An 11,543-nucleotide genomic window follows, 5' to 3' on the forward strand; every position below is an offset into this window, starting at 1 on the left:
GGGCTATTTGGCCCCCAACACGATGAACAAAACATACTCACTTATCTGGGTTTGACATTCCTTTGAAGTTCCCATAATTATCGTAATAACCATATCCCCACTGGCCATTTCGAGGAATCTTCGGATTATGAGCCACCTCAGAACAATTACTCTCCGCGAAGCCAGTTCCACCAACTTTAGTCAAAGCCAATAAAACCAGCCCTATACTTCCCAAGCTCAAGAGACCGGTTGCAATCAAACTGAATGAGTTCACCAGGACAGCGCCCAAGACGACAAGAACGATTGCGCGCTTGATCCAGCGGACCATTGGGTTGCGATCATGCAGACAAAATCGTGCCGCAGTCCCCAGTGCGCTACCGAGGCGATGAGCAAAGGTTGTAGTGGCTGCAGCTGTCATGATTTATGTCTCGAGTCCGTAAGAACACCATATTTTGAGGTATACGACACCTTTGGTGTTTTAGCAAGGGATATGGCGTAAAATGCCATGCCACCCGTCACGCAGGACACCCTCATGGCCACACACAACGTCATAGTCCCCAACCCCATGGAACAGTCCATAGACCAGTTGGTAAAGGATGGTCGCTACCAGAACTTCAGCGAGGTCGTGCGCGCCGGCCTTCGAATGCTGCTCGAGCATGAAGCATCGGAGTCCGCCAGGCTCGAAGGCCTACGTAACGCGACATCGATCGGCATCATGGAGCTTGAGTCTGGACAGTTTGATGCTGTAGCTGTTGAGGATCTGGAGGCTTACTTCGAGAACCTGGGCCAGCTGGCAAGCGAAAAAGAATGAGCCAGCTCCAGGTACACATTTCGAAGCAGGCCCGAACTGACGTCATCGACATCCTACGGTACACAGAAGTGAGGTTTGGCGAGGGTGCCCGTCGTCGGTACCAGAGTCTCCTGCAAAACACTTTTCGATCCATTGGAGAGGAGCCTGAGAGGTTGGGCAGCGTCACTCGCGAGGAGATCTCGCCAGGCCTGCGAAGCCTGCACCTGTTCTTCTGCAGATTGGATAACACTGAAGGCCGAGTTGTAAGGCCCAGACACATCGTGTTTTATCGATGCAATGAGGATCAGGTCGTTGAGGTCGTGCGAGTCCTGCATGACGCAATAGAGCCCACACGACGTCTGAAATAAACAAACAAGTTCGGTAGAATTAAGCCTGATTGGGCGCTAGCGCTGTGCATAAACTGTTATTGATATAAGAGCAGCCCAACCAACCATTGCTAAGCGAGAGTCAATGCGCATGAGTATCCGCTTGAAACTCAGCATTGAAATCAAAGTTTTTCAGCCGTTCCAGCAAATCCTGAAATGCCTCTTCACCAGCTATTATGCGGGCAAACACAGCGCATTGGCATAGTAGAGAATCTAGCAATAACCGCCTATCTGTTTCAGACTCAAATCGGTTAACGCCACTGAGAATCAACTCATAAGCCGTTTCAGCGTAGATACTTGGCTTGGTCTGACTATCGAAATGCTCCATACCGCTTCCTCCTCCCTGAGTGGCTCTTCTACGCCGTCATCAGAGAATTGGATGGCGGCGACCCGTAGGGGTGAGAAACCGGCTGATACCAGACCGGCCAGACGCGAACGCCTGCCCTACGGATCGCCATAACGCGACCCGCTGGTATCAATTCGGGTTCTCACACCCGGCGCCGATATGCGGCGCCCGGTAAGGATTACACATGACCGTTCGTCGCCGCAACCAGAAATGCGGTAACCGATCTAGACAACTGCTGTTATGTCGATGGAAATAATTACGATCACTTTCTACACATGCACGATAGATAAACTGCTTAAATTAGGCCGTAGCGAAGGGTTATCCCGCCAAATGAGCTTGAAAACTCATATATTGGAAAACCAACAACACTCCCTGCAACTCAGCGTTTTAAATAACATTCTTCCCCATAAACCATAAAAGGAAATGGCCCAGAGCAAATGGATTTGAACAGCTAATGGAACGGATAAGAATGGTAAAAGCCTTACCTGAAAGGGCCGCTGATAGCGGAAAAATGGACTAAGCGTCTGGCTAACACACCTTCAATGCTGATGCGTAAGGTGTAGATTTTCACGGATTAGAGCTGACTTTCCTTTATCCAGGCATAGAGGCTTAGGGCTCAATAGCTTTACCTAAGAGATACCATCCAAATCAAAATTATAGCCTTCCGATGCATGCCCTTCAATCAACACTAGCCTTCCTGTGACAACATTGACTTTGCAATGGAAGCTATTTCACAAGCATGATGATGGATGAAAAAGTGGCCACCACTAAGAAGATTTTTGCTAAAATGAGAGGTTGTATAATCCCTCCATGAATCGATTTCGCCTGAAAAATTTTCTTCCGTCCCCATTAGCACACACAGGGGAATATCAACTGACTCAAAGTTATAGCTACCTGCACGCTCCGCCACTTCAAAATCAGCCCTAATAACAGGCTCAAAAAAAGAGAACAACTCGGAATTATTTGTAATGCTATCAGGAAGGCCGCCAAGTTCAAGCAATACCTGCTTGAGCTCCTGGGTCTCGAGGAAAGCGGTGTTCTTATACTTAACTAATCTCGGCCCCGCATGCCCGGTAAAAATAAGAGCTGATGGCCTTCTTTCATAAATTTCTAGCATTCGCGCAACCCTCAGACCGAGAATGGCCCCCATACTATGTCCATATAAAATAAATGGGCTCCCACTGAGTCGAGATACAATTTGCTGAAAAATGTCTAGAGCAGCAACCTCAAAGCCTCGAATAAGCGGTTCAGCTATTCTCTTCCCTCTTCCTGGCAACTCTACTGCTACAACATCAAAGTCGGTCAACTCAGGCTTCATAAACTGATAGGAGTAGCAGCTTCCACCCGCAAAATGCAAAGTGAATATTTGTGGCTTCTTCACAAACATAGGATCTCAACCTTACCAAATAGGCAGTGCATCGCGCCGCAATGCACTGCTATTCAGAGTTATTTAGGAGTATGTACAGAGATACCCATAAAATCCAAATACCTTGAAAGAAGTGACTTATCGATTGGAGGCGTTTCTATTCCACTTCCTTTAAGAAACTCCGAAGTATTCTTCCTGTCAAAGTAGTAAGTCATTTCATAAGACTCGACGAGAGATTTACCTGGAGCGACCTCCTCGGTGAACAAACTTAACAAGCTATACAGGGGGCTATGTTCATTATCCCTCCATTGATTTAGCCATTCACGGTAATGTATAGGGCGGAGCTTTATCCCGAAATACTCTTTTATTTTCTCAAAAAACTCAGAAAGAGAGATGTCATGCACGGGTTCAGGAACGAGGTGAAAAAACTTACCAGGAGACTTTTTATTTTGAGAAATATGTACAATGGCCTTTGCTACAAAGTCCACAGTCACCAGTTGATCCTTAAGCCCCATGATCATGGGGTAGGTCCCGAGAGCCACACAGCATCGGACTAAACTTCCCCACCACTGGTTCATTTCTGTAGCACCGCTATCACTCTGACACATGACAAATCCTGGTCGAATGCCAATAACAGGTAGTCCTTTCTTTTTTGCCTCCTCTAAGATATTTTCCATTACCCACTTACTTCTTACATAATTGGTATCCCTACAAACCGCGGGTAGATTCTGATGAATATCATCATCCTCACACATCCATGTTTTACCTGTGATCAGATGCCCCCAACTAAAAACGGCTATCGTGGAGCACGCAACTAGATATTTCAACTTTGATGTCGTCGCAAATCGAATAATTTCCTGAATCCCATTTACGTTGTCCGCACTCATCTCGGCGTAAGGTTTAACATAGTTAACATTTCCGCCAATGTGATAGATAACTTGAATTGTTTTTGATGTATTTTCAAAGTCGGAATCTGACATACCCAGTTGTGGATGAGTAAAATCCCCCAGGATTGGAGCAATTCGGCTAGATTGCTCTTCTGGCCAAGAAATCCTATATTTACTCAAGGTGGATTTTATCCTATCAATAGCATGTTTGGTGCTTCCCGCCCTAACCAAGCAATATATTTTTGCCGATGTTTTTTCTAGCAACTCCAACAACAAATGCACTCCAACAAAACCAGTTACACCAGTTAGTAGTATATTTTCCGGACTGGCTAAAACATCAGAATCAATTTCTGTCGGGAATCCATAGCCTGCCGCAAGTTTAATGTCGCCAAGCAACACTCTTTTGGATTCATGCATTTTTTCTTCAAACGTGAGTGGGCGTTTTTTTTCGCGAAGTTTTATTTCTTGCGCCAACTGTTCAATACAGGGGTAGGTATAAAGATCAACCAGTGTCAGTTTGCTTCGTATCGACTCTGGCAGCGAGGTAAATGCACGAACAACCGCAACCGAGTTCCCTCCGATCTCAAGAACATTATCTTGAGCCTTAATGTCATCTGACTGTAAAACATGTTTCCATATCGCAATAAGCGTCCCTTCAACATCATCTTCCGCTACATCATCTAACGAAAGCTCCTCTTCCTTCATCAAGGACTGAAGTGCTTTTCGATCGATTTTTCCACTGGCCGTCTGCGGAAAGTAGTCCAAGATAAAAATCTTGTCGGGAACCATGTAGGAGGGAAGAGTATTCTGGAGTGCCTTCCTGATTTCCAACTTTACTTTCACCTCATCCTTTGAATGGTGATCCGACAGCGTAACAAAAGCTGCCAATACGGATTGCCCCAACTCCTTATTCACCACTACAACAGCAGACTCTCGGACATTCCTGATCCTATTGATTGAGTTTTCGATCTCACCAGACTCAATGCGAAAGCCTCTAACCTTGAGTTGCGTATCGTTCCTGCCTATGTATTCAATATTTCCATTTGGCAATAGTGTCACAATATCGCCAGTCCTATAGAGTCTCTTGCGTTCACTTTTTCCAGTTATTGAGTTAATTACTTCAATATATAAAAATTTTTCTTCCGTTAACTCTGGCCTATTCAAGTAGCCTTTGGCAAGTTGCGCACCACCAATGAAAAGCTCACCTGATGAGCCGGCAGGTGAAGGCTGGAATTTTTCATCTAGCACATAAAAATCAACACCTGAAAGAGGACTGCCGATATTTTTAACGCTTTGTCCTGCCACATATTTATGACAAGTAACAGCAACTGTTGTTTCAGTTGGACCATAAAGATTGTACATCTGAAGCCTACTAGCCCAATACAGGAACACGTTATCCGCACACGCCTCACCGCCTACGACAATACTTTTAAGCTCCCCTATTGGGTGACCAGTCGGAAAAGTAGCAAGAATGGTCGGAGTAATCATTGGGATGGTATCAATTTTATTCATCCTAATGTAATCCAATAACGCCTCACCCAACAACTTATTATTCGGGTAAAGATACAATGTCGCGCCCATTAGGAGTGGCATCCACGTATCGACAAATGAAGCATCAAATGTATAAGAGAGAATTTGTATCGCTGTGTTCTCTGATGAAAAATTGATCGCTGGCTGAATATTTTCGATAAAGCTCGCTATTGCACTATGCTGGACAGCTACTCCTTTCGGAATCCCAGTGCTTCCGGATGTATATATCACATACATTAAACTTGATGACGGTATCTCCTTCAGAAGATTACTGATTGTTTGTCTATCAATTAGAGCCTTTTCCCAATCACTGTCGGGAATAATCAATACCCCTCGAAAAGTGAAAAATTTATGCTCATATGCTTTTGATGTAATTACCAGTTCCGCTTGTGTATCCTCAAGTATAAAATCAAACCTTGCAGTGGGATAATCAGGATCAAGCGGCAGATAGACGGCGCCGACCTTCACTATCGCCATCATAAAAACAACTCGACTTATTGACTGCTCAACACACACCGCGACGATATCGCCAGCCTCGACGCCGCGTTCGATCAAGTGCCTTGCCAGCCGATTTATTTTCTCGTTTAGGAGGCCGTAAGTTATACTGTCCGAGCAGTGATATAATGCAATTTTGCTTGAGTGCAAATTAGCCTGCCTCTCAAACATATCGACAATAGTTAGGTTCCTTGAAGTTTCCATATAACACCTCTATCATTCCATTAACTTTATGAATACACTTCGATCGAGCAAAATAAGCCGGAGTTAACGGTGCCCCCTTAAAAATCAAGTGCCAAATGAAGAGCATAATACGTCTTATACGTCATGATTTGCACAACTCTTCTTAGCGACCAAAACGTAATATCCAACCATTAGAAAGTTTAACGAGACAATCTGTTCTTCATAAAGTTCTCAGTTAAGCCCCCACAGAAACTGCCATAAAAGGCATCTATGCAAGTAGGATTTTTTCGCTATTAAAAATTTTACATTCATTTCAAAAACCAGTGACTTTTCTTCCGCGTTGTTCTTAAGGAAGGTTCTAGGAATATAAAAAATACGCATCGCAGTGCCGTTTTTACCTGCCGCGACTAGCTACCACGAAAACCGAACCACCAGTCCTTTACCACCGGACATTTGCTATTTGTTAAACGTGAACAGCCAAACGGCATATGAATAGATCCCGCCTAAAGACGACAACTCGCCGGCGCCTATACCCGCGCGATCATTAGTTGTTCGAAGAACGGTGCCCGCAGGCCGTCCGTGCGCCCGGCGAAGTAACGTTGCTCCAGCTCGGCCGGTGCGACCAGTAGCGCCTCGGCAAATCCCAGCTCCAGCAGCCAGTGCTGCAACTGCCCGGGGTCGAAGCGGCTGATCCAGGGTTCGCCGCGAGCGGCCGCCAGGCTGGAAAACACCTGCACCGCCTCCTGGTCCAGGCCATCGAGCCCCGGATCCTTGATGATGAAACTCATCACCAGGCCACTACCGACGGGGAGCGCCAGCACATCCTCCAGGGTGCGCTGGATCGCCGCCCGCTCCAGGTACTGGGTGACGCCGAGCCAGGACAGGAAGGCCGGCACTTGGGGATCGAAGCCGACGGTTTCCAGGCCCTGGCGCAGGGTCATGCGCTCGAAATCCATGGCACAGAAACTGAGGTTGCGCGGAATGCCGATGCGCGCCGCGTGCAGGTAATCGCGCTTGCATGCCTGGGAGGCAGGGTGGTCGACCTCGATCAGGCGTATACCCCGGGCCCAGTCGGGCTGGCGATAGGCGAAAGTATCCAAGCCCGCCCCGAGCATCAGGTATTGCCCTGCCCCAGCCGCTACCGCTCGATGCAGTTCGTCTTCGGCCAAGCGATTGCGCATGACGAACAACGCCCGGGCCAGGCACTGCACCGGCCCTTGGAAGTCGTCGGCCCGAGCCTGGATCTGCGCCGCACTGGAGCCCTCGACCAGGCCGACCACCACCGGGTCGTCGACCACCTTGGGGTGCTGGTCCAGTACCTGGTGGGCGGCACGGGCGATGGAGGTGTAGATCGCGGTCCAGCTGGCCGTTGCATTCTGCATGGCGGTTTCCTGTCGGTTGCATGAGAAATCCACCGGCCCCGGCAACGCCGCCTGGTCTGGCAGGTACCGGGCCGGCTTGCCTTACTGGCTAGGCCAGTGCCTGGCGCACGTAGCGGGCAATGGCCTCCACGGTCGGGTGGTTCCAGATGAGCGTGGGCGGCAGGTCGATCCGGTAGCGCTGCTTCAGGCGAATCCGCAGTGCGACGCTGAGCAGCGAATCCATGCCCTTCTCCACCAACGACCGCTGGGGGTTGATGTCCTCGGGGGTACAACGCAGTTCAGCCGCGATCAACGCCTGGATGTCCTGCGTCAGCCACTGCCCAAGCTGCTCGTCGGGCACCGCGCGCCAGGGATCGAGTGACGTCACTTGCGCCGCCTCTTGCGCGGCGTCGCACAGCAGCCTGCTCAACACCGGCAGTGGCTGGCCTAGGTCCGCCGAGCGCTGTACACGAAATACCGCCGCATAGGGTGCACCACAGTCCTGGGCCAACTGCCAGGACGCCAGTGCCGTGGGGATACTCAGAGCCCCCAGGCCATTGGCCGCGCATTCGCGCAGGGTTGGGTCGATATTGCTGGACATCCCCAATTGCTCCCAGGCCATCCAGGCGATGCTCAGGGTCCGTTGACCGTCCTGCCCTGCCCGATACCTGGCGAAGCCATCCATGAAGGCATTCGCCGCGGCATAACCGGCCTGCCCCGAGGGGCGCGCCAGCTGCCCGCTGGAGGAGAACAGCACCAGGAAGTCCAGGCTCCCGGGAGGAAACGCCCACTCCAGGGCCAGGGTCCCGGTGACCTTGGCCCGCAGCACCTGGGACAGGCTGGCGCGCTGCAGATGCTCGATCATGCCGCCCTTGAAGACGCCAGCGGCGTGCACCACACCGCGTATCGCCGGCAGGCCCAGGGCCGACTCGGACAACGCCTCGGCCACCTTCGCCGTATCGGCGATGTCCAGCGCCAGGGGCAGCACCGTCACGCCCTGGCGCTCCAGCGCACGGATGCCGTCGATCACCAAGCGTTGTTGCGGATCCTGCAGCGCGGGCCAGACGCTGCGTGCCGGCAAGCCTTGGCGGCCGATCAGCACCAGGCGCCGTGCACCCTGGTTCACCAGGTGCTGGGCGGCCTGCAGGCCCAGGGCGCCGAAGCCGCCGGTGATGGCGTAGGTGGCGTCCGGAACGCATTGCGGCTTGCCCTTGGGGCCTGGCACGACTGCTTCCTGCAAGCGCAGGACCTGGCAGGCCTGGGTACCGATGGCCAGCACATCCTCGCTCTTGTGCCCCAGGGCGCCTCGTAGCAGGCCGAAGGTGCTGTCGCTGTTCAAGGCTGCCGGATCGATGTCGATCAAGCCTACCCAGAGGCCTGGCTGTTCGCCGGCGACGATCCGCGCCACACCCCACAGCGGCGACTGGGCCAGGGCGGCCCGGTTGGCCATGGCCTTGACTCCGAAGGTCACGCAACCCAGGCGCAGGGATGGCTGCTCCAGGGCCAGGCGCTGGACCTGCTGCGTAGCTTGCAGCAGGCGCCAGGCATTGGCCTCGACCGCATCCGACAACGCCTCATCGTCTGCCGGTGCGCTGCCGAGCACCAGCACCAGCGTCGGCTGTCCATTCAAGCGCAATTCGGCGCCGTCTCGTACCCGGGCATGCTCGATCCCGGCCCGGCGCAGCCCTAGGGACAAACGCTGCGCGGCATCGTCGTCCGATCCGAGGAGCACCAACTGCGGCAGCGGCTCGGTGGGGGGCTCGAAACGACAGGTCTCCCAGTCTTCGACGAACACCGTCGCACTGCTGCCGTGGGCCAGTTCGTCCTGGCGGTCCACCGTCATGAACACCAGGCCTTCGATGCGCGCGGCCAGCTCTCCCCGCTCATCGAGCACCAGCAGGTCGATGGGCTGGCGCTCGCCAGTGCGCGGCGCCAGTTCGGCGAACAGGGTAAAGATCTCCGGTGGCGTGGACCTCGCGCACAACGAGGCGATAGCCGCCGGCATGCGCAACAGATCGTCATCCGGCAACAACAGCGGCAGGCTGGTCAGCGCGGCATCCAGCACCACCGCCCAGCTGTTGGCCTGGTTCGGGCCGAGCTGCGCCTGGATCGTCGCCATCAGCCGGCCCGGCCCGCGCCGCAACGAACGGATATGCCACCGGAAGCCGTAGTCGGCGATGCCCCGGCGCCGGTACATCGGCTCGAGCTGCGGCCACTCCAGCGACTCGGGGCAGTCAACCTGCCAGGCCGCCACTTCGGGCGCCGGGCCTTGCAGCTCGGTGTTCCAGTCCAGGCTGGCGGTGGTATGGGTCAACCAGCCCATTTCGCGCTCCTGCTCGGATTGCACCGCTTCATCGTCAAGTCGGCTGCACAGGCGGATCTGCTGGCCCTGCCTGACGATCTGGATATCCCGTGTACCCTCCACCGCCACGGGCGTGCGCAACAGCACGTCACGCAGGGTCGGAAGGTGCCCGTCCCGCGTCCCGGCCTGCATGAAGCTGTTCAGCAAGGCCGCCGCTGGCAAGATCTCCACGCCGCAGATCGGATGGCTGCCCGGATAGGGACGCAGTTCGAAATCCAGCCGCGTGCGCCAGATGTCACAGGGCGGCGCACTGCGCACCAGCTGGCGGCTGCCCAGCAACGAATGCCGCAGCGGATCGTGGCCCCTGCCCAGGTTGGCCCGCACCGGCAAGGCCGTGGTCCAGTAGCGCTGGTGGTTCCAGCCCATGCTCGGCAGATCGAGCAAGGCTCCCGGAGCCGGCCATTGCAGGTCGGCGCCGTGGCAATACAGACGAGCGAGGCTAGCGAGCAGTTCCAGATACTCCGGCCGCCCCTCCCTGAGGCTCGGGCATACCATTACGTGTTCGCGCCCGCAAGCATCAGCAGTCTCCTTCAGGGCGTGGGCGACGATGGGCTTGCTGGACACCTCAAGGTACAGCTCGAAGCCATCCTCCAGGGCTGCCGTCACCGCTTGCTCGAAAAGCACCGGGTTACGTGAGTTCGCGCACCAGAAGTCCGCATCCCGAGGCGCCAGGGCCCGGGGATCGCCCAGGGACGAGTTGTACATGGGCAGGCGCGGCGTCAGGCAGCGCAGTTCGCCAGCGGCTTGGCGGATATCCTCCAGGACCTGGTCGATGTGTGGACTGTGGAACGCCACATCGCTCGCCACGCGCCGCGGCACCAACCCCTCCTCGGCCCACTCACCGGCGAGCCGCTCGACCTCGCCGGCCGTACCGGAAATCACCGTGGACGAGGGGCTGGCGGCGATTGCCGCGACCACCTGTGCGCGCCCCTCCAGGCGCCTGGCGGCCTCGGCGAATGGCAGGTTGACCATGACCATAGCCCCCTGGCCGGACAGGCGCTGGTAAAGCGCCGCCCGGCGGCAGGCAAAACGCGCGGCCGATTGCTTGTCCAGGACGCCGGCGACCACCGCCGCGGCGATCTCACCGGTGGAATAGCCGATCACTGCCTGGGGCTCGAGCCCCAGGCTGCGCCAAAGCGCCGCCAAGGCCAGCTGCAAGGCAAAGGTCGTGGCCTGGATACGCTCCACCGAATCGAACCCGCCCTGCTCCAGCGCCTCGCGGGGCGTGTACCCCAGCTAAGCACTGAACACCTCGGCCAGACTGTCCAGTTCAGCGGCGAATACCGGCTGGCTAGCCAGCAGCTCCCGGCCCATGCCATGCCACTGCGCACCATGTCCGGAGAACACCCAGACCGGCCCTCGCCCGGCCAGCACCGAGCCGCTGAAACAGCGCTCACTATCGCTGCCTGCCGCCATCTGGCCCAAGGCCTCGAGCAACTCAGTGGAATTGCTCGCCAACAATGCGCCCCTGGCAGGCAAGTGCGCGCGTCGTTGCCCGAGGGTATGGGCGATATCTTCCAGCGCGGCCTCGGGGTGCTGTTGCACCCAATGGGCAAGGCGCGCGGCGCTGTGACGCAAGTTCTGCGGCGCCTGCCCGGACAGCGGGAACAGTCGCGTCCCGCAAGGCGGTTGGGCACCCGGCCGCGCCTGGGGTGTCACCGGCGCAGCCTCGATGATCGCGTGGGCGATGGTACCGCCCACGCCGAAACAAGAGACACCGGCCCGCCTGGGCGAACCGGTGTCCGGCCATGGTCTGAGGCTGGAAACCACCTCGATGCCCGAAGTGCTCCAGTCGACCTCGTCGGTCAGGTTCTCGTACAAGCTACGCGGCAGCTGCCCGTGGTTCAGCGCCAGCACA

At 54.9% G+C, this 11,543-nt stretch carries 8 protein-coding genes and 1 pseudogene; 2 read left to right on the forward strand and 7 right to left on the reverse strand.

From position 1 onward, the window contains the following. Positions 1 to 37: 37 nt before the first annotated feature. Complete coding sequence (locus tag ACK6AU_RS19375; RefSeq protein WP_409300770.1) at positions 38 to 397, reverse strand: hypothetical protein; 360 nt, start codon at positions 395 to 397, stop codon at positions 38 to 40. Between the two features lie 114 nt (positions 398 to 511). Between ACK6AU_RS19375 and ACK6AU_RS19380 the strand changes: the two genes are divergently transcribed. Together ACK6AU_RS19380 and ACK6AU_RS19385 are read left to right on the forward strand one after the other, a co-directional pair. After that, positions 512 to 790, forward strand: coding sequence for a type II toxin-antitoxin system ParD family antitoxin (locus ACK6AU_RS19380; protein WP_409300772.1), 279 nt, complete (start codon positions 512 to 514; stop codon positions 788 to 790). Further along, positions 787 to 1,137 (forward strand): type II toxin-antitoxin system RelE/ParE family toxin, encoded by a 351-nt coding sequence (locus ACK6AU_RS19385; RefSeq protein ID WP_409300774.1) that lies wholly within the window; start codon positions 787 to 789, stop codon positions 1,135 to 1,137. Before ACK6AU_RS19380 ends, ACK6AU_RS19385 begins: the two co-directional genes overlap by 4 nt. Before the next feature lie 100 nt (positions 1,138 to 1,237). Here the strand turns inward: ACK6AU_RS19385 and ACK6AU_RS19390 are convergent, their stop codons facing one another. The 6 genes and pseudogenes from ACK6AU_RS19390 to ACK6AU_RS19415 all read right to left on the reverse strand — a co-directional run. Next, the gene (locus tag ACK6AU_RS19390; protein ID WP_409300776.1) at positions 1,238 to 1,483 is read right to left on the reverse strand and encodes a hypothetical protein; all 246 of its coding nucleotides are present in this window, start codon (positions 1,481 to 1,483) and stop codon (positions 1,238 to 1,240) included. Positions 1,484 to 2,189: 706 nt separating this feature from the next. After that, on the reverse strand, positions 2,190 to 2,888 hold the full coding sequence (locus ACK6AU_RS19395) for a thioesterase II family protein (protein WP_241107803.1): 699 nt from the start codon (positions 2,886 to 2,888) through the stop codon (positions 2,190 to 2,192). A gap of 59 nt (positions 2,889 to 2,947) precedes the next feature. Continuing rightward, positions 2,948 to 5,983, reverse strand: coding sequence for an amino acid adenylation domain-containing protein (locus ACK6AU_RS19400; RefSeq protein WP_409300778.1), 3,036 nt, complete (start codon positions 5,981 to 5,983; stop codon positions 2,948 to 2,950). Positions 5,984 to 6,489: 506 nt separating this feature from the next. Beyond that, complete coding sequence (locus tag ACK6AU_RS19405; protein ID WP_409300780.1) at positions 6,490 to 7,344, reverse strand: class I SAM-dependent methyltransferase; 855 nt, start codon at positions 7,342 to 7,344, stop codon at positions 6,490 to 6,492. An 88-nt stretch (positions 7,345 to 7,432) separates the two neighbouring features. After that, entirely contained in the window at positions 7,433 to 10,180 is a 2,748-nt protein-coding gene (locus ACK6AU_RS19410; protein ID WP_409300782.1) for an SDR family NAD(P)-dependent oxidoreductase, read from the reverse strand. Beyond that, positions 10,172 to 11,542, reverse strand: a pseudogene (locus tag ACK6AU_RS19415) (acyltransferase domain-containing protein); the annotation flags it as partial. The pseudogene ACK6AU_RS19415 and the gene ACK6AU_RS19410, both read right to left, overlap by 9 nt. Between the last annotated feature and the right edge of the window lies 1 nt (position 11,543).

The organism is Pseudomonas sp. KCJK8993 (assembly GCF_046230915.1).
GTDB classification, from domain to species: Bacteria; Pseudomonadota; Gammaproteobacteria; order Pseudomonadales; family Pseudomonadaceae; genus Aquipseudomonas; species Aquipseudomonas piscis.

Coding starts and splice junctions, on each gene's coding strand:
- ACK6AU_RS19375 (WP_409300770.1), bottom strand. CDS start 397: ATGACAGCTGCAGCCACTACAACCTTTGCTCATCGCCTCGGTAGCGCA.
- ACK6AU_RS19380 (WP_409300772.1), top strand. CDS start 512: ATGGCCACACACAACGTCATAGTCCCCAACCCCATGGAACAGTCCATA.
- ACK6AU_RS19385 (WP_409300774.1), top strand. CDS start 787: ATGAGCCAGCTCCAGGTACACATTTCGAAGCAGGCCCGAACTGACGTC.
- ACK6AU_RS19390 (WP_409300776.1), bottom strand. CDS start 1,483: ATGGAGCATTTCGATAGTCAGACCAAGCCAAGTATCTACGCTGAAACG.
- ACK6AU_RS19395 (WP_241107803.1), bottom strand. CDS start 2,888: ATGTTTGTGAAGAAGCCACAAATATTCACTTTGCATTTTGCGGGTGGA.
- ACK6AU_RS19400 (WP_409300778.1), bottom strand. CDS start 5,983: ATGGAAACTTCAAGGAACCTAACTATTGTCGATATGTTTGAGAGGCAG.
- ACK6AU_RS19405 (WP_409300780.1), bottom strand. CDS start 7,344: ATGCAGAATGCAACGGCCAGCTGGACCGCGATCTACACCTCCATCGCC.
- ACK6AU_RS19410 (WP_409300782.1), bottom strand. CDS start 10,180: ATGGTATGCCCGAGCCTCAGGGAGGGGCGGCCGGAGTATCTGGAACTG.